22 protein-coding genes and 1 pseudogene are annotated in these 26,035 nt (G+C 72.5%); 13 read left to right on the forward strand and 10 right to left on the reverse strand.

Annotated features, from left to right (window positions below):
- The first annotated feature begins 70 nt into the window (after positions 1–70).
- The 4 genes from H4W31_RS28395 to hpnH all read left to right on the forward strand — a co-directional run bounded on the left by H4W31_RS28395 (position 71) and on the right by hpnH (position 5,654).
- Positions 71–1,108 (forward strand): polyprenyl synthetase family protein, encoded by a 1,038-nt coding sequence (locus H4W31_RS28395; RefSeq protein WP_192769427.1) that lies wholly within the window; start codon positions 71–73, stop codon positions 1,106–1,108.
- Positions 1,108–3,057 carry a squalene--hopene cyclase gene (gene shc, locus H4W31_RS28400; RefSeq protein WP_192769428.1) on the forward strand — a complete coding sequence of 650 codons (1,950 nt, stop codon included), beginning with the start codon at positions 1,108–1,110 and terminating at the stop codon, positions 3,055–3,057. Before H4W31_RS28395 ends, shc begins: the two co-directional genes overlap by 1 nt.
- A gap of 29 nt (positions 3,058–3,086) precedes the next feature.
- The gene (gene ispH, locus H4W31_RS28405) at positions 3,087–4,568 is read left to right on the forward strand and encodes a 4-hydroxy-3-methylbut-2-enyl diphosphate reductase (protein ID WP_192772459.1); all 1,482 of its coding nucleotides are present in this window, start codon (positions 3,087–3,089) and stop codon (positions 4,566–4,568) included.
- An 81-nt stretch (positions 4,569–4,649) separates the two neighbouring features.
- The gene (hpnH, locus tag H4W31_RS28410; protein ID WP_192769429.1) at positions 4,650–5,654 is read left to right on the forward strand and encodes an adenosyl-hopene transferase HpnH; all 1,005 of its coding nucleotides are present in this window, start codon (positions 4,650–4,652) and stop codon (positions 5,652–5,654) included.
- A 69-nt stretch (positions 5,655–5,723) separates the two neighbouring features.
- Here the strand turns inward: hpnH and H4W31_RS28415 are convergent, their stop codons facing one another.
- From H4W31_RS28415 to H4W31_RS28425, 3 genes are all read right to left on the reverse strand, one after another.
- Positions 5,724–6,485: an SDR family NAD(P)-dependent oxidoreductase gene (locus H4W31_RS28415; protein WP_192769430.1), complete on the reverse strand. Its 762-nt coding sequence runs from the start codon at positions 6,483–6,485 to the stop codon at positions 5,724–5,726.
- A gap of 203 nt (positions 6,486–6,688) precedes the next feature.
- Positions 6,689–7,555: a helix-turn-helix domain-containing protein gene (locus tag H4W31_RS28420; protein WP_192772460.1), complete on the reverse strand. Its 867-nt coding sequence runs from the start codon at positions 7,553–7,555 to the stop codon at positions 6,689–6,691.
- A 323-nt stretch (positions 7,556–7,878) separates the two neighbouring features.
- On the reverse strand, positions 7,879–8,118 hold the full coding sequence (locus H4W31_RS28425; RefSeq protein ID WP_192769431.1) for a DUF397 domain-containing protein: 240 nt from the start codon (positions 8,116–8,118) through the stop codon (positions 7,879–7,881).
- 462 nt (positions 8,119–8,580) lie between these two features.
- Here H4W31_RS28425 and H4W31_RS28430 point away from each other — a divergent pair.
- Together H4W31_RS28430 and H4W31_RS28435 are read left to right on the forward strand one after the other, a co-directional pair.
- Positions 8,581–9,171, forward strand: a pseudogene (locus H4W31_RS28430) (GGDEF domain-containing protein); the annotation flags it as partial.
- Positions 9,172–9,371: 200 nt separating this feature from the next.
- The gene (locus H4W31_RS28435) at positions 9,372–9,653 is read left to right on the forward strand and encodes a hypothetical protein (RefSeq protein WP_192769432.1); all 282 of its coding nucleotides are present in this window, start codon (positions 9,372–9,374) and stop codon (positions 9,651–9,653) included.
- Positions 9,654–9,683: 30 nt separating this feature from the next.
- Here the strand turns inward: H4W31_RS28435 and H4W31_RS28440 are convergent, their stop codons facing one another.
- Positions 9,684–10,091 (reverse strand): hypothetical protein, encoded by a 408-nt coding sequence (locus tag H4W31_RS28440; protein ID WP_192769433.1) that lies wholly within the window; start codon positions 10,089–10,091, stop codon positions 9,684–9,686.
- A gap of 190 nt (positions 10,092–10,281) precedes the next feature.
- Here H4W31_RS28440 and H4W31_RS28445 point away from each other — a divergent pair, with 190 nt between their 5' ends.
- Both H4W31_RS28445 and H4W31_RS28450 read left to right on the forward strand, forming a co-directional pair.
- Complete coding sequence (locus H4W31_RS28445; protein WP_192769434.1) at positions 10,282–11,223, forward strand: hypothetical protein; 942 nt, start codon at positions 10,282–10,284, stop codon at positions 11,221–11,223.
- 5 nt (positions 11,224–11,228) lie between these two features.
- Positions 11,229–12,812 (forward strand): asparagine synthetase B family protein, encoded by a 1,584-nt coding sequence (locus H4W31_RS28450; protein WP_192769435.1) that lies wholly within the window; start codon positions 11,229–11,231, stop codon positions 12,810–12,812.
- Positions 12,813–12,852: 40 nt separating this feature from the next.
- Here H4W31_RS28450 and H4W31_RS28455 read toward each other — a convergent pair whose 3' ends face one another.
- From H4W31_RS28455 to H4W31_RS28465, 3 genes are all read right to left on the reverse strand, one after another.
- A complete protein-coding gene (locus H4W31_RS28455) occupies positions 12,853–14,265 on the reverse strand; it encodes a hypothetical protein (RefSeq protein WP_192769436.1) in 1,413 nt (470 codons plus the stop codon).
- Entirely contained in the window at positions 14,255–14,785 is a 531-nt protein-coding gene (locus H4W31_RS28460; RefSeq protein ID WP_192769437.1) for a SigE family RNA polymerase sigma factor, read from the reverse strand. Before H4W31_RS28460 ends, H4W31_RS28455 begins: the two co-directional genes overlap by 11 nt.
- A 142-nt stretch (positions 14,786–14,927) precedes the next feature.
- Entirely contained in the window at positions 14,928–16,127 is a 1,200-nt protein-coding gene (locus H4W31_RS28465) for an aminotransferase-like domain-containing protein (protein WP_192769438.1), read from the reverse strand.
- Between the two features lie 201 nt (positions 16,128–16,328).
- On the opposite strand from H4W31_RS28465, the gene H4W31_RS28470 reads away from it, so the two are divergent.
- From H4W31_RS28470 to H4W31_RS28485, 4 genes are all read left to right on the forward strand, one after another.
- Complete coding sequence (locus tag H4W31_RS28470) at positions 16,329–17,702, forward strand: hypothetical protein (protein ID WP_192769439.1); 1,374 nt, start codon at positions 16,329–16,331, stop codon at positions 17,700–17,702.
- Between the two features lie 241 nt (positions 17,703–17,943).
- Positions 17,944–18,549, forward strand: a complete 606-nt coding sequence (locus H4W31_RS28475) for a response regulator (RefSeq protein ID WP_192769440.1) — start codon at positions 17,944–17,946, stop codon at positions 18,547–18,549.
- Positions 18,550–18,771: 222 nt separating this feature from the next.
- On the forward strand, positions 18,772–19,371 hold the full coding sequence (locus H4W31_RS28480) for a response regulator transcription factor (RefSeq protein WP_192769441.1): 600 nt from the start codon (positions 18,772–18,774) through the stop codon (positions 19,369–19,371).
- A 145-nt stretch (positions 19,372–19,516) separates the two neighbouring features.
- Positions 19,517–20,149 carry a TetR/AcrR family transcriptional regulator gene (locus H4W31_RS28485; RefSeq protein ID WP_192769442.1) on the forward strand — a complete coding sequence of 211 codons (633 nt, stop codon included), beginning with the start codon at positions 19,517–19,519 and terminating at the stop codon, positions 20,147–20,149.
- Positions 20,150–20,189: 40 nt separating this feature from the next.
- On the opposite strand, the gene H4W31_RS28490 is transcribed toward H4W31_RS28485, so the two are convergent.
- Positions 20,190–21,671, reverse strand: coding sequence for a carbamoyltransferase C-terminal domain-containing protein (locus H4W31_RS28490; RefSeq protein WP_192769443.1), 1,482 nt, complete (start codon positions 21,669–21,671; stop codon positions 20,190–20,192).
- 111 nt (positions 21,672–21,782) lie between these two features.
- On the opposite strand from H4W31_RS28490, the gene H4W31_RS28495 reads away from it, so the two are divergent.
- Complete coding sequence (locus H4W31_RS28495; protein WP_192769444.1) at positions 21,783–22,355, forward strand: GtrA family protein; 573 nt, start codon at positions 21,783–21,785, stop codon at positions 22,353–22,355.
- A gap of 67 nt (positions 22,356–22,422) precedes the next feature.
- Here the strand turns inward: H4W31_RS28495 and H4W31_RS28500 are convergent, their stop codons facing one another.
- On the reverse strand, positions 22,423–24,177 hold the full coding sequence (locus tag H4W31_RS28500; RefSeq protein WP_192769445.1) for an ATP-binding cassette domain-containing protein: 1,755 nt from the start codon (positions 24,175–24,177) through the stop codon (positions 22,423–22,425).
- The gene (locus tag H4W31_RS44455; protein WP_192769446.1) at positions 24,174–25,970 is read right to left on the reverse strand and encodes an ABC transporter ATP-binding protein; all 1,797 of its coding nucleotides are present in this window, start codon (positions 25,968–25,970) and stop codon (positions 24,174–24,176) included. Before H4W31_RS44455 ends, H4W31_RS28500 begins: the two co-directional genes overlap by 4 nt.
- Between the last annotated feature and the right edge of the window lie 65 nt (positions 25,971–26,035).

Genomic DNA, 26,035 nt, shown 5'->3' on the forward strand with positions numbered 1-26,035 from the left:
AGCGGAGCGAGGTCATCGGCAGGCTCGGTCGACCAGGTCACGGCGACGACGAGCGGAGCGAGGAGACGACATGACCACGATGCTGCCCAGCGTCCTCTCCCAGGTGGACGAGCTCGTCCAGCCCGAGATCCGGGTGGCGCTCGAGCGGATCGACGAGCGCACCCGGCTGGTCGCCGGATACCAGTTGGGCTACTGGGACGCGACGGGCGAGCCCACCGGCCGGAGCGGAAAGGGGCTGCGGCCGGCTCTGGCGCTGCTCTCGGCCCGGGCTGCCGGCCAGGACGTACGGCGTGGGCTGCCCGCCGCGGTCGCGGTGGAACTGGTGCACAACTTCTCACTGCTGCACGACGACGTCATCGACGGTGACCTGGAACGCCGGCACCGGCCGACCGCCTGGGCCGCGTTCGGGATCGGACCGGCGATCCTGGCCGGTGACGCGATGCTCAGCCTCGCCGACGAGGTGCTGTCGACCGGATCCGACCTGGACCTGGTCCCGGGACTGTCCACCCTGCACACGGCGATCCGGCGGCTGATCGCCGGGCAGGCGGCCGACGTGGCGTTCGAGGCCCGCGCCGACGTGACCCTCGACGAGTGCCTGGCGATGGCGCGGGACAAGACGGCGGCGCTGCTGGCCTGCTCCGCGACGCTCGGCGCGGTGCTCTGTGGTGCCCCGCCGACGGTGGTCGACGGCCTGGCCCGGTACGGCGAACGCCTCGGCCTGGCCTTCCAGCTCGTCGACGACCTGCTCGGCATCTGGGGCGAGCCGGCGGTGACCGGCAAACCGGTGCTGTCCGACCTGCGGGCCCGGAAGAAGTCGGTGCCGGTGGTCCGGGCCCTCACCTCGGGCGGCCCGGCCGGTGACCAGCTCGCCGACCTGTACGCGAGCCCCGGTGAACTGTCCCCCACGGACCTGGCCCTGGCCGCCACCCTGATCGAGGAGACCGGCGCCCGGGACTGGACCGAGAAGCAGGCCGACCGGCTGCTCACCGAGGCGCTGGCCGAACTGGACCAGCTGGGCGAGCCGGGTACGGCCACCGGGACCGACCTGTCCGAGGTGCACGCCGACCTGGTGGCGATCGCGCACTTCATGACGGGACGGGACCACTGATGGCCCGCCTCCTCTCCACCGACGGGCATCGGTTAGCCGGGGGCCCTTCATCTACCGAAGGCGATAACAAGGGGCCCTTCCTTGCGGCCCGGGCGGCGCTGGACCGCGCGCGCGACCTGTTGCTGTCGCGGCAGGATCCGGCGGGGTGGTGGCAGGGCGAGCTGGAGACCAACGTCACGATGGAGGCCGAGGACCTGCTGATGCGGGAGTTCCTGGGCATCCGTACCTCGGTGGAGACCGAGCCGACGGCCCGGTGGATCCGGTCGAAGCAGGGCGCGGACGGCGCCTGGGCGAACTTCCACGGCGGTCCCGGCGACCTCTCCACCACCATCGAGGCGTACGCGGCGCTGCGGCTGGCCGGCGACCCGGCCGAGGCGGAACACCTGTGCCGGGCCCGGAAGTTCGTGCTCGCCCACGGTGGTATCGAGCGGAGCCGGGTCTTCACCCGACTCTGGCTGGCGCTGTTCGGCGAGTGGCCGTGGCAGCGGCTGCCGGCGATCCCGCCCGAGGTGGTGCTGCTGCCCTCGTGGTTTCCGCTCAACGTCTACGACTTCGCCTGCTGGGCCCGGCAGACCATCGTCCCGCTCTCCATCGTCCGGTCGCTGCGCCCGGTACGTCCGCTCGGCTTCTCGCTCGGCGAACTGCGTACCGGCCGGCCACCGGCACCGGCACAGTCGCTGCGTCGGCGCGGCGGTTGGATGCACCGGCTCGACGGAGCGTTGCGCGGGTACGAGCGCCATCCGGTCGGCCCCCTCCGGCGCAACGCGCTGCGTCGGGCCGCGGAGTGGATCGTGGCCCGTCAGGAGGCCGACGGCTCGTGGGGCGGGATCCAGCCGCCCTGGGTCTACTCGCTGATCGCGTTGCACCTGCTCGGTTATCCGCTGTCCCATCCCGTGCTGCGCAGTGGACTGGCCGGACTGGAGCGGTTCACCGTCCGCGAGGAGACTCCGGACGGCCCGGTACGCCGGTTGGAGGCGTGCCAGTCCCCGGTCTGGGACACCGCCCTCGCGATGGTCGCCCTCGCCGACGCGGGGCTGCCGGCCGAGCATCCGGCCCTGGCCAGCGCGGCCGATTGGCTGCTGACCGAGGAGATCAGGGTGCCCGGGGACTGGGCGGTACGCCGACCGGGCCTGCCACCGGGCGGTTGGGCCTTCGAGTTCGACAACGACGGCTACCCGGACACCGACGACACCGCGGAGGTGTTGCTGGCGCTGCGACGTACCGGCGCGGATCCGGCGGTCCGGGGGGCGATGGAACGCGGCGTCGCCTGGCTGCGCGGGATGCAGTCGCGGGACGGCGGCTGGGCCGCCTTCGACGCGGACAACACCCGGGCGATCGCCCGCAGCCTGCCGTTCTGCGACTTCGGCGAGGTGATCGACCCGCCGAGCGCGGACGTCACCGCGCACGTCGTGGAGGCGCTCTGTGCCGAGGGGCTGACCGGCTCGGCGACGGTGCGCCGGGGAGTGGGCTGGCTGCTGCGCAACCAGGAGGCGGACGGCTCCTGGTTCGGCCGGTGGGGTGCGAACCACGTCTACGGGACCGGCGCGGCGGTGCCGGCGCTGATCGCCGCCGGGATGCGGCCGGAGCACCCGGCGATCGTCCGGGCGGTGTGCTGGCTGCACCGCCGGCAGAACCCGGACGGCGGCTGGGGCGAGGACATGCGCTCGTACCGCGATCCGGCCTGGCGCGGGCAGGGTGTCTCCACCGCATCCCAGACCGCCTGGGCGTTGCTGGCCCTGCACGCGGCCCGGTCCGACGACGCGGCCTCGGTCGGGCGGGGGATCGGGTGGCTGGCCCGGACCCAACGCCCGGACGGGGGCTGGGACGAGCCGCAGTTCACCGGCACGGGCTTCCCCGGCGACTTCTACATCAACTACCACCTGTACCGGCTGGTGTTCCCGATCAGCGCCCTCGGTCGGCTGCTGCGAGACTCGGACGCGTCCCGTTGAACGACGCCGACTGGGTGCTCTTCGCACCGATGCGAGTCGAGGCCCGGGCGCTGCGCCGGGGCCTGCCGCCGGACGCCCCGCTGCGGCGTACCGGTCGGGGACCGGCCCGGGCCACCCGGGTCGCCGCCGGCTACCGCGACACCGCCGCGCTGGCGGTGGCCGGGATCGCCGGCGGCCTGGTGCCGACGCTGCGCACCGGGGACGTGGTGGTGGCCACCGAGGTACGTCGGGCCGGCGTGCAGGGCGGTGCCCCGGTGTTCTGTCCGGCGGCCCCGATGATCGCCGAGGCCCTTCGCCGACGCGGCCTGACCGTCCACACCGGACCCGTGGTCACCAGCCGGCGGCTGGTCGACGGCCGGATGCGGGACCGGTTGGCGGCCACCGGCGCCTTGGCGGTGGACACCGAGTCGGCGGCGTTGCTGGCCGGAGCGGCCGGCCGGCCCACCGCCTGCGTCCGGGTGGTCGCCGACGTGCCGCCGCATCCGCTCTACCGGCCCGCGACCCTGGGCCGGGTCGCCGCCGCCCTCCGGGTCCTTCCGGAAATCGCCCCGGCGCTCGTCGAATGGGCCGAGGCGACCACCGCCCGGCAGGTGGTTCTGGCCTCGCCGCGCTCGTTCTGCGCCGGAGTGGAGCGGGCGATCAGCACGGTGGAGCAGGCGCTGGACCGGCACGGCCCACCGGTCTACGTGCGCAAGCAGATCGTGCACAACGCGCACGTCATCGCCGACCTCCAGCGCCGGGGCGCGGTCTTCGTCGACGAGCTGACCGAGATCCCCGAGGGTGCGCTCACGGTCTTCTCCGCGCACGGGGTGGCACCCGCGGTCCGGGGCGCCGCCGCCGAGCGGGGACTGCCGGTCATCGACGCCACCTGCCCGCTGGTGAGCAAGGTGCACAGCGAGGCCCGCCGGTTCGCCGGGCGGGGCAACACCGTGCTGCTGATCGGACACGCCGGCCACGAGGAGACCGAGGGCACCCTCGGCGAGGCGCCGGGCCGGATCGCCCTGGTCGAGACCGTCCGGGACGCGGAACGGATCGAGGTCGCCGACCCGGACCGGGTCTCGTACCTGGTGCAGACCACCCTCGCGGTCGATGAGGTCGCCGGGGTCCTGGACGTGCTCCGGCGCCGCTTCCCGGCGCTGACCGGGCCGTCCTCCGACGACATCTGCTACGCCACCACGAACCGGCAGGCGGCGTTGCGCGAGGTGGCCGCCGTCGCCGACGTGGTGCTGGTACTCGGCTCGGAGAACTCCTCGAACTCCCGGCGGCTGGTGGAGGTGACCGAGCGCGGCGGGACCCCGGCGTACCTGGTCGACGACGTCGACGCGGTCGACCTCCGCTGGCTCGCCGGGGTACGGACGATCGGCGTGACCGCCGGTGCCTCGGCGCCGCCCCGACTGGTCGACCAGACCGTCGCGGCGTTGACCGGGCTCGGCGCCGACTCGGTACGGGAGCACACCACCCGTACCGAGGACGTGCATTTCACCCTTCCCAAGGAGATCCGAACGCCATGACGGGGAGCATTCGGCAGGGCATTTCATCAGATCGCATGACCGGCGGCAGGGCGGCCGGACCGACCGGGACGGGGTGCTGAGATGGGTATGCCACTGCGGCAGAGCATTCGGGTGGGCCGCTATCTGCTGGAGCAGAAGCTGCGCCGCCGGACCCACTTCCCGTTGCTCGTCGAACTGGAACCACTCTTCGCCTGCAACCTCGCCTGCGCCGGCTGCGGCAAGATCCAGCATCCGGCGGACGTACTGAAGCGGCGGATGCCGGTGGAGCAGGCGCTCGCGGCGATCGAGGAGTGCGGGGCGCCGATGGTCTCGATCGCCGGCGGCGAACCGCTGATGCATCCGGACATCGACAAGCTGGTCGCCGAACTGGTCCGGCGTCGCAAGTACGTCTTCCTCTGCACGAACGCGGCGCTGCTGCGCAAGAAGCTGCACAAGTTCACCCCGTCCCGCTACTTCTCCTTCGCCGTGCACATCGACGGCCTGCGGGAGCGGCACGACGCGTCGGTCTGCAAGGACGGCGTCTTCGACGAGGCGGTGGAGGCGGTACGCGAGGCGAAACGGAAGGGCTTCCGGGTCACCAGCAACACGACCTTCTTCTCCACCGACACCCCGCAGACCGTGATCGAGGTGCTCGACTACCTCAACGACGATCTCGGCGTCGACCAGATGATGCTCTCCCCGGCGTACGCCTACGACAAGGCGCCGGACCAGGAGCACTTCCTGGGGGTGACGGAGACCCGGGCGATGTTCAAGAAGGCGTTCGCCGAGGGGCGCCGGAAGAAGTGGCGGCTGAACCACTCGCCGCTGTTCCTGGACTTCCTCGAGGGCCGGATCGACTTCAAGTGCACCGCCTGGGCCATCCCGTCGTACTCCCTGTTCGGCTGGCAGCGTCCCTGCTACCTGCTCGGGGACGGGTACGCGCAGTCGTACAAGGAGTTGGTCGAGACCACCGAGTGGTCGGCGTACGGCCGGGGCAAGGATCCGCGCTGCGCCAACTGCATGGCCCACTGCGGGTACGAGCCGACGGCGGTGCTGGCCACGATGTCCTCGCTCCGGGAGTCACTCCGCGCGGTCCGCGCCAACTGAGGGGTGTAAGGAAGGGCCCCCTATTAGCGTTTTCAGTAGAAGAAGGGCCCCTTCCTAACACATCCGCCCTCAGCCGAACCGGTCGGCGAGCCGCCGGTAGGTGGCCGGCAGGGTGGCCCGGACGGCGATCGGCAGGTACATCCAGCGCGGTAGGCACACCTCGTGCCGGCCGCTGAGCATCCCACCGACCAGGGCGGCGGCGGCACGGTCCGGTGGTACGGGCCGGGGACGTCGACGTGGGTACGGGCGACCCCGGCGAAGGAAGAACGGGGTGTCCACGACCGCCGGAACGAGTTCGGTGACCACGATTCCCCGACCGGTCACCTCCTTGCGCAGGCTGTCGGCGAAGACGCTGAGTCCCGCCTTCGTGCCCGCGTACACCGCCTCTTCGCGTACCCCGAGTCGGCCGGCGATCGAGCCGACGAAGCCGAGATGGCCGGTGCCCCGGGACAGCATGCCGGGCAGCACGGCCCGGGACAGCAGCATCGGGGCGGTCAGGTTCGCGGCGACCAGGGACTGGATCTCGGCGTCGGTCATCCCGGTGATCGGACCGGCCCAGCCCTGGCCCGCGTTGTTGACCAGGATGTCCACCCGACCGGCGAGGTCGAGGACCCGGGCGGCCAGGTCGGCGGTCCGGTCCGGGTCGGTGAGGTCGCAGGGGATCGCCGTACCGCCGGAGAGTTCGGCGGCCTCCGCGAGGCGCTCGGCGTCCCGGCCGCTGAGGTAGACCCGCGCGCCGGCATCGGCCAGTCGTCGGGCCGCCGCCGCGCCGATCCCGGACGAGGCGCCGGTGACCAGGGCGACGGCACCGTCGAGCCGGCGCGATTTCATACCGGTAGTGTGGCCCATCCGGTGCCGGCGTACGCCTCGGAGCGCCGAATGCGCCCGGACGGCATCGGGCCGGACGGCATCCCGCCGCGCCGGACCCTCGGGGTTTGCTCGGACGGCATCCGCTTGGTGCGCCCGGGCGGTAGCCGGGTGTTGCTGCGCCCCGGACGGCATCCGGTTGTTGCTATGCCGGCAGACGGCGTTGGTCAGGAGCCGGTGGATTCCAGGGCGCGCTGGGTGGCCCGGAGGAACGTCGGGGTGTCGGCCGGCGAGTTGGCCTCGACGCACAGCCGCTCCATCGCCGCGGCGTAGTAGTCCACGTCGTCGCGCTTGTCGAGGTAGAGCGCGCTGGTGAGCTGTTCCATGTAGACCACGTCGGGCAGTTCCTGGTCGGGGAACCGGAGCAGGCTGAACGCGCCTCCGGCCGCGGCGTGCCCACCGGCCAGGAAGGGGATCACCTGCACGGTGACGTTGGGCAGCTTGGCTACCTCGATGAGGTGCGCGATCTGGCCCCGCATCACGTCGAGGCCGCCGATCGGTCGGCGCAGCGCCGCCTCGTCCACCACGACCCACAGTTGCGGGGCGCCGGGTCGGATCAGCACCTTCTGCCGGTCCATCCGCAGCTCGACCCGACGGTTGATCTCCTCTTCCGGGGCGCCGTCGTGGGCGAGCAGCACCACGGCACGGGCGTACTCCCGGGTCTGGAGCAGACCGGGGATGTACTGGACCTCGTACGTCCGGATCAGGGCGGCCGAGGCCTCCAGCCCGAGGTACGACTGGAACCAGTGCGGCAGGACGTCGCCGTACCGGTGCCACCATCCCGGGGTGTTGGCCTGGCGGGCGAGGGCGAGCAGCGAGGCCCGCTCGGCCTCGTCGGTGACCTGGTAGAGGGTCAGCAGGTCCGCGACGTCGCGCTCCTTGAATCCCACGCGGCCCAGCTCCATCCGGCTGATCTTGGAACCGGACGAGCGGATTTCCCAGCCCGCGTCGTCGCGGCTGACGCCTCGGGCCTCACGCAACTTGCGTAGCTGGCTGCCGAGCAGGATGCGCAGCACGGTCGGGCCGCCGGCCATCGCGGCGTCGGCGGCAGCCCCACCCGCATAGACCGGCCCGTCGCCGAGGGCTGACGCGGTGTCGGCCACCTCGCCGTCCGGGACGGAACCATGGCCGGATGGAGCCATTGTCACGTGTTGCCTCCGCATGCTCGACGCAGCCCGCCGGGGGCTGGGCCCAAATCCGTCGGTAAGCATGCCATGGCATGACGGTGAGGAGGGTAGACCGACCGCGCTATTTTTCTCGACCGTCGTCCAGCCGGTGGGCCTGAAGGTGTGGAGTAGAACGGGGCCGGTGTCGGCGGCCGGGGTGCGGGGGCACCCTGGACGCCGAGGAACCGGCGCTACTGGATGAGGTGATCGAAGTCGCCGTCCCGGGCGCCGAGGATGAAGGCGGCGATCTCGTCGGTCGTGTAGATCAGCGCCGGTCCGTCGGGGTCGCGCGAGTTCCGGATGGCGATGCCGGCGCCGCCGGGCAGCTCGGCCATCTCGACGCAGTTTCCGCTTGGGTTGCTGCGCCGGCTCTTCTTCCACGCGACAGCGGGTAGCTCGCCGGTGGACATGCCGTTGTAGGTCTGATTCATCGGAGTCTTTCTGGAGATCCCGGATGGCTGGTGGTGGGCGTCGCGTAGGCCCGGCTGTGCAGATCCCTCCCCGTGGACGCGTCCTCAGCCGTGACGGTGGGTGGCACCGTCGTCAGGCCACGTCTGCATGACCATCTGCACGTGCATTCGCTCTTGCGCCTGCACCTGACAGCGAGCATGATAGCGCTTGTAAGGGTGTGTCCGTTTGTTCACTTTTCGTGACGGAGGCGGGGAGCCATTGCCAGCGCAGCGGCAGTGTTGGAGAGCAGGTGGGAGCGCCTTTATGCCCGCCGGCCTGGGCAGATGGTCGCCAACACATCGCAACGAAGCGGTTCCGGCCCGTGCTGGGGTAGGCGAACTTCGATCACGGACAGTCATGAACGCGACCCCGCTACCAGCCTTCGGACAGGGTGGCGGTCCGTCCCGCGACCCGTCCCGGGCCTCCTGAAGGGACACACCACAGTGGACCCCTTCACCCTCGCGGCCGGCGCTGCCGCGGTAGCGGGATTCGGCGCGGCCTGGCGGATGCGCAGCCGGGTCCGGACGGCAGAGGCCGAGGTGGTGCGACTCCGCGAGGAACTCCAGGCGGAGCGGCACGCGGCCAGCCACGATCCGCTGACCGGGCTGCCGAACCGACGGGCCTTCTACCAGATCGGTGCCGCCCTGGTCGCCGACCCCGGCCGGCCGCCACTGGTCGCGGTGGTCCTCGACCTCGACGACTTCAAGCAGATCAACGACCGCTTCGGCCACGCCGCCGGCGACCAGGTGCTGATCGCGGTCGCCTGGCGATTCGCCGCGTACGCCGGCAACGACAACCTGGTCGCCCGGCTCGGCGGCGACGAGTTCGCCGGACTGCTGACCGGGGTCCGGAGCGACGGGCGCTGGCTGCACCAGGCCGCGCGACGGTTGGCCGAGGTCGTGTCGGCGCCGATCCAACTCGCCGAACGGGATCTGCGGGTGACGGCCTCGATCGGCCTCGCCCCGGTGCACGGTTGTGCCCAACTGGCCGAGGCGCTGAACCTGGCCGACGCCGCGATGTACCGGGTGAAGACCGGCCGGGGCCGGCTGTCCCGGGTCGACGACAGCGGCTCGGTCGCCGTCCGGGCCGCCGGGCCGCTGCCATCCCGCTGTGCGCCGGCCACCGCGCCGTTCAGCTTGCCGGGCACCCTGGCCGGCCGGCTACCGGGTACGTCAACCGTGCCGCGTGAACTGATTGAGACGACACCGGGCGCCGAGTCAGGAGGGCAGTGAATATGCCAGTACCCACCGTGGATCCGCACCGACGCGACCCGGCCGAAATCGATTCCGCCGCCAGTTACCGACCGACCGACCCGGTCTGGGTCTACCGGTCCGGCACCTGGCGGGCCGGCGTGGTCGAGGCCGCGTCGGCGCTCGCCGCCACGGTCACCTACCGACCGAACAGCGCCCGGGGAACCGGCGTCGACACGCTGACCGCCCAGTACATGATCCGCCGGGCCGACCCCGACCCGTTGCTCGACGGCGAGTCGAACATCCAGACCGTCGGGAGGCGCTGAGCGGCGCGTCGTCGGGCGGCGGTACGGGCATCAGCGTGCCCGGCGTCGCCGCCCCAGGAGAGCGCCGATCCCGGCCACCACGCCGGTACCGAACAGCGAACCGATCGCGACGAGTGCGGTGCCGATGGGCCAGAGCCCGTCGCTGTCCGCGTCGGTCGCGGCGTCCACTCCGAACGACACGGTGAGTACCACCGACACCACCAGGCTGGCCAGCAGGGGCCGGCCCCGTCGACCGGCCTCGAAGACGAGCAGGGCCAGCACCAGCCCGAGGCCGATGACCTGCCAGGCCTGATAGGGCCCGGTCTGCGCTCCCGTCACCGGATCGATGTCCTTGTGCTGGTCCCAGCCGAGAAACGCCCAGTAGACGAGCGCGGTGGCACCGGCGAGCGCCACCGTCCAGAGGGGCGCGGACGGGCGTGACTGCCGTACGTCGGTCATGTCGTCGACTCTTACCCAACCCGGCCGTCCTGGCACGAGTACGCCTACTCAGCCTGAGCCCGTAGCGTTCGGCGTGAATCGTTTCATCACGCTCTAATAGGAATAATCCCCATCTTCTTGATGTATCGGGTGTTACGGTCCAACTCAGTAGCGCTCTCTGCATCGAGTCGAACCTGGGGAGAGGCCGGACATGCCTAGCCAAGAGGTCGCCCGAGACGTCAAATCTCCGTCCCGGACCAGAGGAAAGCGCCCCGATCCGACCTCCGGTGTATCAGTGCCGGATCTGGTCAGGTACCGGGCGGCGGTGGCGGATCTGCTGATCGAGGTGGCGGGACACGCCGGCCCCGACGACCTGCCCAAGCTCGAGACGATCCTGACCGACCGGATGACCGGTCCCGAACTCGGTACCGTGCTCGGCACCCTGCCCGGCGGTGCCGCCGAGGCCGCCGCGCGGCTGCGCCTCGAGGTCCGCGACTACCGCCCGAACAACCGCAGCTCGGCCCGGGACCTGTCCGCCCTGATCAGGATCTACCTGCTGTCCCGGATCGACATCATGTGGTGGGGACACCTGCCGGGCTACCCGACCGACGCCACGCTCTGGAACTCGCCGGACCTGGTCGACCTCGACGCGCTGCGACGCAGCGGACTGCTCCGGTTCCGGTACCGCCGGCAGGCCGAGGGACTGGTCAGCCGGGCTGCCCGGGCGGTGGAACGCCGGGTCTGGCCGCACCGGACACCACACACGGCGGGACTCCGGTTCGCCCGTACCCGTCCGGAGGTGGTCGCCCTGCTGAACCAGCTCGCGGTCGACTTCGCCCGACGACGTACCGGCCGTACGCCGCCGCTCTGGGTGACCAGCCTCGCGCGCAGCCTCGAACACCAGCACCGGCTCCGCGCACTCGGGTACGCGGCGATGCTGCCGAGTGGACACTGCCTTGGCTACGCGGTGGACATCGAGATGTCGTGGTTCCGCCGGTTCGACGCACACGGACTGCTGGCCGCCCTACTGCTGGAACGGCAGGGCTGGGGCGACGTGAACGTGATCGACGAGGGACAGGCCTGGCACGTCTGTGTCAGCCCGCGCGCCGCCAGCCGGCTCCGGCGCGACTTCCGTACCGCACTGGGGGGTTGATCGTCATGTGTGGACTCGCCCTCGTCCTCGGCCCCGGCGCCGACCGGCCCACCTTCCACCGGATGATGGCGGCGCTCGCGCCGCGCGGAGACCTGGCGGAGACCCGGCTCGACAGCGATCTGCTGGCCGGGGTCCAGCGGTTGCGAATCGTCGACCGGGAGCACGCGGTGCAGCCCTGGCGCTCGGCGGACGGCCGCTGGCTGCTCTGCTACAACGGCGAGATCTTCAACCACCGCGAACTCGCCGCCGAACTCGACCGGCTCGGCCGCCCGCTGCGGACCGCGAGCGACACCGAGGTCGTCCTGGAAGCCTTCCTGGCCTGGGGGCCGGACGCGGTCACCCGGTTGCGCGGCGAGTTCGCCTTCGCGATCGCGGACACCGCGACCGCACGGGTCTACCTGGCCCGCGACACGCTGGGAGTGAAACCGCTCTACTGGTCACGCCACCTCCGTCGGCTGCACGTCGCCTCCGAGGTCAAGGCCCTGGTGCCGGTCGGCGCCCCGATCACCGAGGTGCCACCGGGGCACCACGGCTGGGCCGACGCCGTCGCCGGGCCGGACCTGGTGCCCTACGTGGACCTGTCCCGGCTCGGCTCGGGACCACGGATCAGCGATCCCGAGGAGGCGGCCGGGCTGGTCCGCGAGGCCCTGGCGGAGAGCATCCGGGTCCGGGTCGACACCGACCTCACCGTCGGGGTGATCCTCTCCGGCGGGCTGGACAGCACCCTCGCGCTGCTGCACGTCCGGCAGATGCACCACGACTGCGTGGCGTTCACCATCGGCACCCCCGACAGCGAGGACCTGGGCTACGCCCGTCGGCTCACCGCCGACCTCGGGGTGCACCACGAGGTGATCGAGCTGAACCCCCGGACCATCCGGCTCGAAGAGGTCCGGGAGGCCATCCGGATCTCCGAACTCACCGAATACGGCGACATCATCAACGCGGTGGTCTCGGTGCCGCTGTTCCGGCGGGTGCGGGACCTCGGCGTCCGGGTGGTGCTCACCGGCGACGGCTCGGACGAACTCTTCGGCGGCTATCCGATGTACCACCAGGTCGGCCCCGAGGCGGCCCGCCGGCTCTTCCTCCACAAGATCCGCAACCTCTGTCGTACGGAGTTGCAGCGGGTCGACCGGGCCAGCCTCGGGCACGGGGTGGAGACCCGGGTACCGTTCCTCGACCCCGCGCTGGTGGAGTTGGCGATGCGGATGCCGGTCGACCTGAAGATGCGGGACGGCCAGGAGAAGTGGATCCTCCGGCACGCCTTCGCCGACATGCTGCCGGACTACATCCGCGATCGGCCGAAGAATCCGATGTCGTACTCGTCGGGTCTGCACGAGCGGGCCCGGCTCTACAAGCCGCTCTTCGCCCGCCAGTACCGCTCCTTCGGCTACGAACTGCTGGAGCCGGTACGCCGGGACTTCGACACCGTACTGATGCGCTGCGACCACGACCTGGACCGGGCCGTCGCCGAGGGGGCCGCCCGGCCGGACTACACGGTGTTCGAACACGCCCGGGACCTGGCCGGAGCGGCAAAGTGGAACGTCGCTCCGGCGCTGCGCCGGCTGACCGGCTCCGGCCGGCAGAGCTGACGCCCCACCGGCCGGAGTACGTCCCGACAGGACCGACCGCTCAGTCCTCGTCCCAGTTGTCGATCTCGCCGCTGGGCGCCCCTGGGTCGGCGATCTCGCCGGTGCCGAGGATCGCCCCGGTGCCGTCCACCGCCTCCAGGACCAGCCCATCGGCGCCCGGCACCGTCAACTGCACGCCCCCGTCCCGCACCTGGACCCGGGACACCTCGCGGCCGTCGCGCATGGCGCGTACCTCGGTGGCTCCGGACGGGGCGACGACCAGCAGTCTGGTGCTGTCCCGCCCGGGTGCCGGTTCCTGGTCGAGGTGGACCCCGAGCACCCGGCCCGCGCCGCCGGGGTCGGTCCGGGCGTGGAAGTGCACCGTACTGGTGATGACGCCGTCGGGCGTCGGCGCGTCGTGGACGACCGCGACCAGGCCCAGCCATCCGCCACCGACCGCCGGGGCGGTCAGCACCATGGTGTCGCCCTCGCCGGCACCACCGACTCCGGTCGTCCGGCCGATCCAGAGCACGGTGGGCAGTGCGGTGACGGTGTATCCCCAACTGCCGACGGCGCTGCTCAACTCTCCCCGGGCCTTCGCCTCGTCCATCTTTCCCCGGACCCGGGACATCGCGGTCGCGAACTGCTCGTCGGTGACACCCTCCGGCGCCGTCGAGCCGGGACTGGGAAACTGCTGTCGGATCACGCCGTCGCAACTCACCCGGAACCACTCCGGCCGCACCGCACCGGGAGGTCGGACCAGGTAGGAGCCGGTCGGTTCCGGTGTCCAGGTATCCAACGAGGTCATCGGGGCGGCGGCGAGGACACAGCCCTCGGGTGCGACGCCGACGTATCCCAACTCGTCCGGCTTGTCGAGAAAGCCGAGCGTGAGGCTCTCGTAGGGTGCCAACCCGTCGCCAGCACCCCGCTCGGCGGCGGTCCGGCCGAGCTCCTGCGCACCGGCACCCTGGTCCGCCACCATCCAGGTCAGGTCGTTCGGCCAGTCGCCGCGGGGTACGGGCTCGGCCCGGACGAACGCGGCGAGCGCGACCCGGTGTGGGCCCACGTCGTCGACGAACAGCACCCGTACCTCCTGGACCGGTTCGGTCAGCCGGTCGAACCGGCCGGCGCGCTGCTCTGCCATCAGGGTGTCGGCGAGTGTCGCGACGTAGCCGGCGTCGGCGCCGACCGTACCGCGCGGTTCGGACCGGGCCAGCCGATCTCCCCAGGCCAGCGTGTTCTCCCAGGGCTCCTGGGTGGCGGCCGGCGGTGCGTCGGACCAGCCGCCCGGCCCGGTACCGGCAATGGCCACCCCGGTGGCCGCGACCAGGACCACCGCGCAGAACGTACCGGTGATCGCCCGCCGCCGGCCCCGGCGGTGCCGGGCCAGCACCCGGCCGTACGGATCCGGTCGCGGTGTCAGGTCCTCGGTCATCTCGGTCAACAGCCGACCGATCCGCTGGTCAGGCACCATGATTCCCCCTTGCCGGCATTGCCGCGCCGTGCGGCACCACGTGCGGTGGTGTCTCCAACGCCGCGCGCAACCGGGCCAGTCCCCGGGACGCGCGGCTCTTGACCGAGCCGACGGAGCAGCCCAACGTCTCGGCGACCTCCGCCTCCGGCAGGTCGGCCACGTAACGCAGCACGATCACCGCCCTGGTACGCGGCGCCAGCGTCCGCATCGCCTGGTGCAGCGCGTGCCGCTCGGCGACCCCGTCCGCCAGGTCCCGTACCGGCCGATCCGGCAGTACGGCGGTGACCACCTCGCGGGCGCGGTACCGGCGCCACACGCTGATGTGCTGATTGACCATCACCCGGCGCAGGTAGGCCATCGGCTCGTCGACCCGCCGCCATCGGCGCATCACCTTCACCAGGGCGGCCTGCACGAGGTCCTCCGCCTCGTCCGCCGACCCGGTCAGGTGGTACGCCATCCGCAACAGGTCCGGGTAGCGCGCGTCGACGAACTCCCGGAATCCGTCGTCGTCCGATGCCATCTGTTCTCCGCTTCCGTCGACTACCCATCAGGACCCGGGCCAGGGGGCGAAGGTTGACCGGTGGCGACGAATTTCTTCCCGGCCGATCAACCGGTACGGCTGGTCGAGCCGGACGGCGCGGAGGTCAGCCCGGGCGGCGAGGTCAGTCGGGCGGCGTGCCGGACCCGGACCGCAGCCCGGCGGCCTGGTACGCCTCGCCGAGCCGGCGCACCCCGGCGGCCAGCGTCTCCGGATCGAACAGTGAGAAGGACAGCCGCAGGTGCTGGTGCCCGGTCTCGGCCACGAAGAACTGCCGTCCGGGCAGGTAGGAGACTCCGGCCGCCGCCGCGTAGGGCAGCAGTTCGGTGCCGCCCCTCGGCGCGGGAAGCCGTAGCCAGAGGAACCATCCGCCGCCCGGTACGGTGAACTCGGCCTGCGGCAGGTCCCGACGTACGGCGGTGACCAGCTCGTCGCGCTGTCGACGGTACCGGGACCGGATCGCCTCGACGTGTCGCCGGTACGAGCCGGCTGCCGCGAACTCGGCCAGCGTCAGCGCGTTGGCGTGGTTGACCCCGCCGCCGCTGTGCACATAACCCCGGGCCGCGAGCGCGTCGACGACCGGCGCGGCGGCGTTCAGCCAGCCGAGCCGGAGTCCGGGCGCGACGCTCTTGGCGAACGATCCGATCCGGACCACGCTGCCGATCTCGGCGCTGCCGAACAGCGAGGCCGGCGCCGGCGCCGGGTACGCGAGCTCCCGGTAGGTGTCGTCCTCCACCAGCGTCATTCCGGTCCGTTGGGCCGCCGTGACCAGCGCGGACCGGCGTTCGGCCGGCAGCGACCGCCCGGTCGGGTTGTTGAACGTCGGCACCAGGTAGAGCATCGGCACCCGCCGTCCCTGCCGGCCGATGGCCCGGACCAGTTCGGCGGTGGCGGCCGGATCGATGCCGTCCGAGTCGACCGGGGCCGGCACGATGTCGACCCGATGGTCCGCGATGACCCGCAGGGCGAGGTGGTAGGTCGGCGAGTCGACCAGGACGACGTCCCCCGGTCGGCAGAGGATGGACGCGATCAGGTCGAGCGCGTGCGACGCGCCCGCGGTGACGAACGTCTGGGTGGGATCGGGTGCGGCGGTGTCCACCTCGCCGAGCCGCCCGCACAACCACTCGATCAACGGCCCCGGCCCGGTCGGATGGCCGTAGGTCAGCGCCGATGCGCCGTACCGGCGGAGCGCGGCCCCGGTCGCCTCGCCCCAGGCGTCGACGGGCAACGAGGCCGGATGTGGATGCCCCCAGCCGAGGTCGATCGTGCCATCGCCGGTCCGGAACTGCACAGTGGGCAGTGTCGTCGGGCCCGGTGCCGTCATCCGACCACCATAGCCAGACGTCGGTGGACGGAGCCGGTCCGCCGAACCCCGACGGTCGGCGAGGACACGTGAGTGAACGGGGCGCTCACCGGTGCTCCCGCGAGCCGGAGGACGCCGCACCGCGTGCGGCGTGATAAACACTGCGTTACGATTTCGTTCCTGTCCGCCTATTCGAGGGAGCGCCTTCGCGAGATGGCCGCGGTGACAGCAGTCCGGCGCGTGCCGGGTTCGGCCTGGCCGAGCCCGGCGGTACGCCTCCTCCGGCTGCTCGCCCGGCTGGCCCTGCTCGGCGGCGGTGCGCTCGTCGGATACGTCGTGCTCACCATGCTGGACGGCCCGGCGTTCGCGGACGGCCGCAGTGGTCCGGAGAGCCGGCCGGGACTGCTCGGCTCGCTGGCCGGAGCAGAGTCACCGCTGCCGCGCAGCCCCCTGGGCGATCACACTCCGTCCGGTGCGAAGGCGCCGCCGGTACGGGACCGGCTGGCCGCCCGCCCCGAGCGAACGTCGACCCGCCCCGAGCGAACGTCGACCCGCCCCGAGCGAACGTCGACCCGCCCCGAGCGAACGTCGAACGGACCGGACCGGACGGCACGGGGCCGGACCACTCCGGATCGGACCGCTCCGAGCCGGGTCGAGCCGATCCGGACCGCTGCGCGCGGGGCCGACCGGACCCGGAGCGTTCCGAGCCCCGTCGACCAGGTCCGGTCCATCGCGGATCAGCACGTTCGGGACCGGAAGACTCCTGTCCGGACGGTGCCGGCCCGGGGCGGACCGGATCGGGTCGTTCCCCTCCGGGCGGCCGCCGTTCGGGCACTACCGGACCAGCGCACGTCCGCCCGGGACCCGGCGACGCCGGAACGGTTGCTGGACGTGGTTCCGGCGGTCGTGGGCCAGCTGCCGACGGCCCGGGGTGTGGCTCCGGCGCTCGTGGAGCGGGCGCCCGTCGCCGCGGCGGCGTTGCCGGACCTGGCCGGGGCGCTGCCCGAGGCGCTGCCGGCCGCGGTCGAGGCGCTGCCGGCCGCGGCCGGGGCAGTGCCCGAGATCATCGGTCGGGTGCCGCCGCTGGCGGGTGCGGTACCCGGCGTGGTCGAGACCGTCCCGGCGGTGATGAACGTCGTGCCCGAGCGCAGGAGCGGCGGTGCGGTGTTCCCGTCGACGGCGCGGACGGCGCAGCCCGTACATCCGCTCCCGCTGACCGATCCGGCGCCGTCCCAGCCCCCACTGCCAGGGTCGGATCTGGCGGCGACGGCCGTACCGGCCCTGACTCCCGCGTCCGGCCCGACGGGCTCACCGGCACCGGAGGGCGATCGGATCTTCGAGACCGGAGCGGCGAGGGCCACGAGCCGAAGTGCCGCCCGGGTCGCCGACCCCACTCCGCCGTTCGGGCCCAGTCCGCCGTACGGCACCGGGCCGGCGGGTCAGCAGGCGACCCCGGTGCTCGTGCACAGCGGCCAGTCGATCACCATTCCGGCCGCGGTCGCCTGGCAGTCCCCTTCTCGGTTCCACCCGACGTTCTCCTCCGGGGACGTCCTCCGCGCCGGCCGTTGGCCCGGCGTGCCGGCTCTGCCCGGCTGACCCCACTCCGTCGGCCTGTTCTCCAGGCCATTCTCGGCTCCCGTCGGGTCCGTTCCCTGCCTGGGCGGCCGACGGAAGCCTCCCGTCGGTCCATTCCACCGTCGCCGTGCTCGCCGAGACACGGCGCCCGGGTGGCTGACGGTGCCGTACTCAATCGTGCTCGTGATCGGATTCGGTCGGGTACTTCCGGCCGGACGCCGAGGTTGTCGTTGAGTTGTGTACCCGAGATCGGAGTGACTTCGTGATCCGCATTGTGATCGTGGAGGAGATGGGTTTGTTACGGGGGGCCCTGCGCGCGGTGCTGTCGAGTGAGGACGACCTGGACGTGGTGGCCGACCTTCACGAGTCCGGCGAACTCGTGGCGGTCGCCCGGGCGCGGCGACCCGATGTCGTCGTCGTCGACCTGGAACTACCGGGCGTCGACATGCTCGCCGTGGTCGCCCAGCTTGCCGAGGTGGCACCCCGTAGTGCGGTACTGGCGCTGAGCACGCAGCTCACGCCGGAGGCCCTGCAACGGGCCATCAGAGCCGGGGCGCGGGGATTCGTGGACAAGAACCTGCCGCCGGCGGAACTGGCCCGGCTCGTCCGCGCGGTGGCGGTCGGGGAGCGGGTGTTCGACCCGACGGCCGCCGTCGCCGCGCTCAACCCGCCGGACAGTCCGTTGACCGGCCGTGAACTGGAGGTGTTGCGGATCGTCGCCGAGGGCCTTCCGCTGAAGGAGATCGCCCGGCGGCTCTTCCTGGCGCACGGCACCGTGCGGAACCACCTGTCGGTGATCATGCGCAAGACCGGAACGCGTAACCGGTTGGAGGCGGTGCGGCAGGCCCAACGTGCCGGTTGGCTCTGAGTGACTGCCAATCATTGACAGTGCCAACCGTTCGTTCGGCTCCCAGATGGCCGAACCCACCCCTCGGCACCCCGTTCGACCAGGGGTCGGAGCCCCGCTCGCGGTGCCGTCGGCGCGTTAGCCGCGCCGACGGCACCGGCCGCTTCAACGGGCGTACTCGGCGGGTTCGTGTTTGAATGTTCACGCGGGGTGATCTAGCGATGACGTGTAGCAGGGGGGAACGTGATTCGGACGCTGCTCGCTCTGAACGGCGCTCTCATCCGTGGCGCTCTGGCCTTCGTGCTGACCACTCAGGAGGACATCGAGGTCGTGGCGGAGGTCGAACGGGCCGAGGACATCGGTACGGCGTTGCGGACGCAGCGGCCCGACGTGGCCGTTGCCGACGCCAAGCTCTTCGGGGCCGGCGTGCTCTCCGCCGGGGACGCGCCCTCGGGCCCGCCCCCGGTGCTCGTGCTGGTGGACCCGCGTCGTCCGAAGGCGCTCGGTGACGCGTTGCGGGCCCGGTGCCAGCGGCTCGGCTTTCTGGGCAGCGACGTCGCACCGGAGCGGGTGGTCGAGGCCGTACGCCGGCTCGCCCACGGCGGCTCCGTAGTGGACGCCGACCTGGTGGTCGCGGCGCTCAACCGCGACAACCCGTTGACCGTACGGGAGGTGGATGTGCTGGAGATCGCCGCCGAGGGATGGCCGGTGGTGGACATCGCCAGCAAGCTCTCGCTGTCGCCCGGAACCGTGCGGAACCACCTCTGCCGGATCGCGGGCAAGACCGGTGCCCGGACCCGGATCGAGGCGGTCCGGATCGCCCGCGAGCGCGGCTGGATCTGACCGGTCCGGCCGTGGACCCTTCTCGCGGCCCCGCTGGTCGCTGTTCCGGACCGATCGCCGGGCGGCCGGCGGGCGAGGTCCGACCATCGGGTCGGACACCGTGTCTGGGGAACTGCCGCCTGGTCCGCGACCTAGACTTCCTGGCATGCCATCGGTAACCCGGCGTCGTGCCCCGAACCCTGATCATCGCGCCTCGGTCGAGGCCCAGGTGCTGGCCGCGACCGAGCGGCTCCTGGTCGAGGGGGCGAGTTTCACCGACCTCGGGGTGCAGCGGATCGCCGCCGAGGCCGGCGTGGCCCGGTCGACCTTCTACACCCACTTCAAGGACAAGTCCGAACTGCTCATCCGGCTGGCCGGCACGATGCGGACGGCGGGCTTCGACATCGCGAGCGCCTGGGAGCCGGTCACCGGGCCCGGTGCCCTGACGGAGGCCTTCGGACAGGTCGTCGGGATCTACCGGCAGTACGCCGCCGTGCTCGCGGCGGTCAACGAGGTCGCCGCCTACGACGCCGCCGTACGGGAATTCTGGCGGAACGGGCTCAACCGGTTCATCGAGAACACGGCCCGGGTACTGACCGCCGAGCAGCGCTCCGGTCGCGCTCCGGCCGACGTGAACGTCGTACATGCCAGTCGGGTGATCGTGATCGGCGGCGATGTCGCCATCGCGGACCACGTCGCGACGTTTCCCGACGACACCAGCGGCGACGCGGCGTTCGCCCGTGAACTGGCGGCGATCTGGTGGCACGGGGTGTACCGGCGGGACCTTCCGACCGGTTGACCGCGCGGGCGCTGCCAGCTCACCGGCGAACGCCGGGGGTTCAGAGCACGGGCACACCCGTCCGGGCACTGAACCGGGCGGCGTCGTCCCGGTCGTTGACCAGTGGCTCACCCTTGAGGTTGAGGCTGGTGTTGAGCAGCATCGGACAGCCGGTACGCCGTTCGTACTCCCGGAGCAGGTCGTACAGGCCCGGGTGCTGGGCGCGGGTCACCGTCTGGACCCGACTCGTTTCGTCCACGTGCACGATGCCGGGGAACGAACGGGGATCCCGGCACCGGGCGGTGAACTGCATGTAGGGCGACGCGCCGACCGGCATGTCGAAGTACCGGGCAGCGACCTCCTGGCGGACCACCGGAGCGAACGGCCGGAACGGTTCCCGCCCCTTCACCCGGTTGACCCGGTCCCGGCTGTCCGGGCCGCGCGGGTCGGCCAGCAGCGACCGGTTGCCCAGCGCGCGGGGACCGAACTCGGCCCGTCCCCGGGCCACCCCGACCACCCTGCCGGCCGCCAGCGCCTCGGCCAGGCCCGCGACCGGGTAGTCACCCCGGATTCGGGTGCCCAGGTACGGCCCGGTCCAGTTGAGCTGACGACCGAGTACGGCCGCGGCCGCCCCGAGGCTCGACCCGGCGTCCCCGGGGTTCGGCAGCAGGGTGATCCGGTCGAAGCCGCTGCGCCGGGCGAGCAGCTCGTTGGCGACACAGTTCAGGCCCAGCCCGCCCATCACGGTCAGGGTCGAGGTGTCGCCGACCCGGGTGCGCAGCCAGCGCGCCGCCGCGAGCAGCACCTCCTCCGTCACCACCTGGATGCTGGCCGCCAGGTCGGCGAGGTCGGCGTGGGGCTGCCAGTCGCCGATGCCCCGATGGACGTTGCGGCGGAGCCGGAAGGTGGGCGGGGTGAACTCGATCAGTTCGCTCCTGATCTGGTCGACGTACCGGGGGCGGCCGAGTGCGGCCAGCCCCATCAGGATGTACTCCTCCTCGTTGGGGGTGAAGCCGCACCGCCGGGTGAACGCGCTGTAGAGCAGCCCGAGACTGTGCGGATAGCGGCAGCGGTCGAAGACCCGGTAGCGGCCGTCCCGGAACTCGCCGAGCGTCAACGTCTCGAACTCGCCGATCGCGTCGGCGGTGAGGACGGCGGTGGTCCGCTCGCCGCTGGTGAAGTGGCCGGCTGCGGCGTGCGAGTGGTGGTGGCCGACGTACCGGATCGGTACGCCCCGCAACTCGGGCAGGTCGAGCCGGGCCAGGTAGCGCCGGGGCAGGTCGTCGATCGCCGTCGCGTGCCGGTACTGCCCGGCCCGGAGGTGCCGGAGTTTCTTGCGCAGCGGGTGCTCGTACCAGGCGATCAGGTCCGGCCGGCCCCAGGAGAGCGCCTCGGCGAGCAGGCCGCCGCTGAGTTCGGGATCGTTCTTCCGTCGCGAGTACCGTTCCGCGTGCCCGGCGAAGAGGATCTCGTCACCCCGTACGACGCACGCGGACGCGTCGTGCGACAGCGCGCTGAGTCCGAGAACATGCCTGGCCACCATCGAGGACACTCTATCTATTCGCCGTCCGGGCGGGGCAACCGGCGGGCCATTTTCTTCGGCTCCGACCTGCGGAAATGTGCTCTGTCGCCGCCGTGATCTAGGCTGGCTGGAATGTGGCTCACCGGTTTGTTGCGCAAACACCATGAAGCGGCGAAGTTCCTCGTGGTGGGCGGTGTCTGTTTTGTGGCGACAACCGGTGTCAACTACACGCTCAAGTTGACCGTCCTGCACCAGAAGCCGGTCACCGCGCTCGCTGTGGCCACGATCGTCAGCACGGTCCTGTCGTACGTGCTCAACCGCGAGTGGTCGTTCCGGACCCGGGGCGGTCGGGAACGACATCACGAGGCGGCCCTGTTCTTCTCGGTCAGCGCGGTCGGCATCGTGCTCAACCTCATTCCGCTCTACGCCTCCCGGTACGTGTTCCTGCTCCGGGTCCCCGACGTGAGCCGGCCGGTGCAGGAGGTCGCCGACTTCGTCAGCGGCATCATCGTCGGCACATTGATCGCGATGTGTTTCCGGCTCTGGGCGTTCAAGCGGTTCGTCTTCCCCCAGCCGGAGGCGCGCCCGCGCAGTCGCGGGCGACGGGCGGGGGCGGGACCGCGCAGCCGGGTGGTGCAGCACGAGTCCGTGCCCGCGCCGTCCCTGACCGCCAGGCCGGCGACCCGGACGGATCCGCGCGAGTGACGGGGCGCGAATCGCGGCGTTGCCGGGCGCACTGGTTCACCTCCACCCGTCGCCGGTCCGGCGGGGGTTATCCGCCCAACGGCAACGGTCGGGCCGGCTGGGCGGTCGCGGGTTCGCCCCGCCAGTGGCCGACCAGTTCCCGGTAGGTCGCCGAGCGGGCGAGCAGCTCCTCGTGCCGGCCCAGCATCGGGCGACCGTCCGCGAGGATCAGCACCTGCCGGGCGCGCAGTGCCGAACTGATCCGGTGCGCGACCACCACCAGGCAGCCCGGCCGGGCGGCGAAGGCGAGTTCGACGGTCGCCTCGGCCGTCGGGTCCAGATGACAGGTCGCCTCGTCCAGGATCGCCAGCGGGGCGGGGGAGAGGTAGGCGCGGACCGCCGCGACGAGCTGCCGTTCCCCGGCGGAGAGCGCGCCCGGCTCCAGCGTCGCGGCAAGACCGCCGAGCCGGTACGCCAACGGGCCCAGGCCCAGTCGCTCCACCGCCGCCGCCACCCGGTGCTCGTCGGCATCCGGACACAGGTAGCGCAGGTTGTCCAGGAGCGTGCCGGTGAAGACGTACGCCTCCTGCGGGATCAGCACCCGGTGCCCGGCCAGTACGGCGGGATCGCCGTCGACCGGTACGCCACCGAGCCGGACCGTACCCGCCTGTGGCTGGAGCAGTCCGGCCAGCAGCGCGGCGAGGGTCGACTTCCCGGCCCCGCTCGGCCCCACCACGGCCAGATGCGTCCCGTCGGACAGGGTGAGGTCGAAGTCGTCGAGGACCGGCCGGGCCTGGGGCCCGTACCGGAAGGTGACCCCACGCAACCGGGCGCGCGCCGGGTCCGCCTGGGCCGCCACCGCGCGGGGCGGGGACACACCCCCGGGCGGTGGCGGAAGTGCGGTGGAACTCAGGATCCGGTCCAGGGTCACCGCGAAGCGCAGGCCGCCACCTGCCACGCCCTGCACCAGCGCGTGCAGCGCAGGTTGCAGCCCGGTGGCGACGTACACCAGGGCGCCGAGCACGGCACCGGCGGTGAGCCCGCGCCGGACCAGCCACGGGGCGGTCAGCAGCAGTACGGCCAGCGGCAGCCAACCACCGACGGCGAGACTCAGGCTGCGTAGCGCGGCCATCCTGGCCAGGGCCCGCTCGGCGGCGGCCTGCCGGTCCACCTGCCGGCCCACCTGGTCCGCGACAACCTCCTGCGCGCCGCAGGCCACCACGTCCCGGTGTCCGGTCAGCGCGGCGCTGGCCGTCTCGCCCAGCCGTTCGTCGGCCCGTACGTAGCTCCGCTGCCGGTCGACCATTGCCGGCAGCGCGGCGGCGAACAGGATCAGCCCGGCGGCCAGCGGCACCGCGACCACGCCGGCCACGACCGGGGTCAGGGAGAAGAGTCCGAGCAGCGCCGCCCCGGCGGTGAACAGGAATCCCCGGACGACCATGACGAGGCCGGCGAAGGTGTCCCGGATGATCTCCACCTGGTGGGTCAGCCGGGCCACGGCGGCCGTGTCCGGCCGGGCCCCGGCGGCCGTCGAGCGGTGCAGTGCCCCGCTCACGACCCGGTCCGCCAACTCGTCGCGGAAGGGCTCGACGACGTCGCCGAGCCGGGCGTACGCCCGACCGGTGCCGATCGCACCGATCACGACCGCGCCGGCCAGCCCGCCGAGCCAGGCCAGCCCGACCTCTGGCCGGCCGGCCAGGAAACCGTCGTCCAGGGCGCGGGCGGTCAGTTGACCGGCGAGCAGCGCCGGCAGCGCCTCGGCGGCGGACCATCCGGCGAGCCGGCCGAGTGGGCGGGCCCGGCGGCGCAGTGCGGCAGCGGTGAACCGGACGACGGCCTTCACCGTACCGCCTCGACCGGGTCGCCGGCCGGCGCGTACCCGGGCACCGCCGACGGCTGGAAGACGGCCCGGTAGTCCGGGTCCCGCCACAGGTCCCGGTGCCGCCCCACGCCGCGCAACCGGCCGCCGTCCAACCACGCGACCAGGTCGGCGTCGGCGGCGGTGGCCACCCGGTGGGTCACGATCATTCGGGTACGCCGGTCCGCGTGCGCCGCGATCGCTCCGGCGATCCGGTGTTCGGTGGCGGTGTCCACGCTGGACGTCGCGTCGTCGAGGATGAGCAGCCGTCCGGCGTGCAGCGCGCGGGCCAGGCCCAGCCGCTGCGTCTCACCGCCGGACATCGGCGCGGCGTCGAGCCGGGTCCGGTATCCGTCCGGCAACCGCTCGACGAACTCGTCGATCGCCGCCGCCCGAGCCGCCGTCACGAGTTCGCGCGGAACCGCGACGTCCGGTGGGACTGCGACGTCCGGCGGATCCGCTACGTCCGGCGGGACTGCTACCGGCTCGGCGGACCGGCCCAGTGCGATCACCTCTGCGATGGTGTCACCGATCAGAATCGGTCGCTCGAAGCCGTACCCGACGGCGTTCCGCAGGGCGGTCCGGCTCAGCCGGCGCAGGGGGACGCCGTCGAGCAGCACCTCGCCCGCGTCCGGGTCGCGGAGCCGGCCGGCGACCGCCGCGAGGGAGGACTTGCCGGATCCGGACGGGCCGACGACGGCGATCGTGGCGCCGGCGGGTACCCGCAGGTCGACTCCGTCCAAGACCGGCCGCCCGTCGTCGGCCCGTACGGTCACGCCGCACAGCACCAGCCGGCCGGTACCGGGGGGCAGCGTCGCCCCGCCGTACGTCCGGACCGGTTCGGCGAGCGCGGCGGCGACCCGTTGCGCACCGGCCCGGGTCCGGACCAGCCGGTTGAGCGTCGCGAGCACGGCGCCGAGACCGGCGCCGAGCGCGGCGTACTGCACGGCGGCGAAGAGCTGCCCCGGGGTGAGCCGTCCCTCGGTCACCGACCAGCCGCCGACCGCGACGATCGTCAGTTGCAGCATGGGTGCCACGGCGGCGGTCCGGGCCGAGGCGCGGGCCAGGGTGGTCCAGGTGCGGGTGCCGTGCGTACGCAGCTGGGGCAGCGGGGCCAGGATCCGGCCGATCTCGGCGGCTACGGTACCGGCGGCGGCGATGGTCCGGGCCCCGTGCAGCGCCTCGGCCAGCCGTCCGGCGATCCGCCCCTGTACGCCGAGGTAGTCCGAGGCGGCGGCGGAGGCGTCGGTCACGAAGGCGCGCATCAGGACGGCGAGCAGCAGCAGCCCGACGCCGAAGGTGACGGCGAGGCGCCAGTCGAGCAGCAGGAGGGCGAGCACACTACCCACCGAGGGGAGTACGGCGGTCAGCCCGAGTACGACGGTGGCGCCGGCCTGACCCGCGTCGGCGGCCTGCCCGACCAGCCGTCCGATCAGGTCGCCCACCGGACGCCGGGCGGCGTGCCGCGGGTCGAGGGCGAGCAGGTGCCGCAGCAGTTGGTGCCGGAGCCGGGCGGTGGTCCGGGCGGTGCCGGTCCCGCTGGCCAGGGTGGCCAGGGTGTCGGTGGCGACGATCACCACCACGAGTCCGCAGGCGGCCACCGGCCACCAGGGGTCGGCGCCGCCGAGGGCCGCGTCCACGGAGAGTCCGAGCGCGGCCGGAAGGAGCAGTTCGGCGACCGCGCCGAGCAGCGCGGCGGCCCCGAGGACGATGGTCCAGCCGCCGCCGTAGGTGATCGCCTGTCGGAGTAGCCGGTCGCCGTCGGCGGGCACGGGCACCACCCTCCTGATCACACGGGGTTGCCCTGGGTGAGGACGTCTGCCCACCCAGGGCCCCGGATTAC

The organism is Plantactinospora soyae (genome assembly GCF_014874095.1).
Taxonomy (GTDB): domain Bacteria; phylum Actinomycetota; class Actinomycetes; order Mycobacteriales; family Micromonosporaceae; genus Plantactinospora; species Plantactinospora soyae.

Coding starts and splice junctions, on each gene's coding strand:
- H4W31_RS28395 (WP_192769427.1), top strand. CDS start 71: ATGACCACGATGCTGCCCAGCGTCCTCTCCCAGGTGGACGAGCTCGTC.
- shc (WP_192769428.1), top strand. CDS start 1,108: ATGGCCCGCCTCCTCTCCACCGACGGGCATCGGTTAGCCGGGGGCCCT.
- ispH (WP_192772459.1), top strand. CDS start 3,087: ATGCGAGTCGAGGCCCGGGCGCTGCGCCGGGGCCTGCCGCCGGACGCC.
- hpnH (WP_192769429.1), top strand. CDS start 4,650: ATGGGTATGCCACTGCGGCAGAGCATTCGGGTGGGCCGCTATCTGCTG.
- H4W31_RS28415 (WP_192769430.1), bottom strand. CDS start 6,485: ATGAAATCGCGCCGGCTCGACGGTGCCGTCGCCCTGGTCACCGGCGCC.
- H4W31_RS28420 (WP_192772460.1), bottom strand. CDS start 7,555: ATGGCCGGCGGCCCGACCGTGCTGCGCATCCTGCTCGGCAGCCAGCTA.
- H4W31_RS28425 (WP_192769431.1), bottom strand. CDS start 8,118: ATGAATCAGACCTACAACGGCATGTCCACCGGCGAGCTACCCGCTGTC.
- H4W31_RS28435 (WP_192769432.1), top strand. CDS start 9,372: ATGCCAGTACCCACCGTGGATCCGCACCGACGCGACCCGGCCGAAATC.
- H4W31_RS28440 (WP_192769433.1), bottom strand. CDS start 10,091: ATGACCGACGTACGGCAGTCACGCCCGTCCGCGCCCCTCTGGACGGTG.
- H4W31_RS28445 (WP_192769434.1), top strand. CDS start 10,282: ATGCCTAGCCAAGAGGTCGCCCGAGACGTCAAATCTCCGTCCCGGACC.
- H4W31_RS28450 (WP_192769435.1), top strand. CDS start 11,229: ATGTGTGGACTCGCCCTCGTCCTCGGCCCCGGCGCCGACCGGCCCACC.
- H4W31_RS28455 (WP_192769436.1), bottom strand. CDS start 14,265: ATGGTGCCTGACCAGCGGATCGGTCGGCTGTTGACCGAGATGACCGAG.
- H4W31_RS28460 (WP_192769437.1), bottom strand. CDS start 14,785: ATGGCATCGGACGACGACGGATTCCGGGAGTTCGTCGACGCGCGCTAC.
- H4W31_RS28465 (WP_192769438.1), bottom strand. CDS start 16,127: ATGACGGCACCGGGCCCGACGACACTGCCCACTGTGCAGTTCCGGACC.
- H4W31_RS28485 (WP_192769442.1), top strand. CDS start 19,517: ATGCCATCGGTAACCCGGCGTCGTGCCCCGAACCCTGATCATCGCGCC.
- H4W31_RS28490 (WP_192769443.1), bottom strand. CDS start 21,671: ATGGTGGCCAGGCATGTTCTCGGACTCAGCGCGCTGTCGCACGACGCG.
- H4W31_RS28495 (WP_192769444.1), top strand. CDS start 21,783: ATGTGGCTCACCGGTTTGTTGCGCAAACACCATGAAGCGGCGAAGTTC.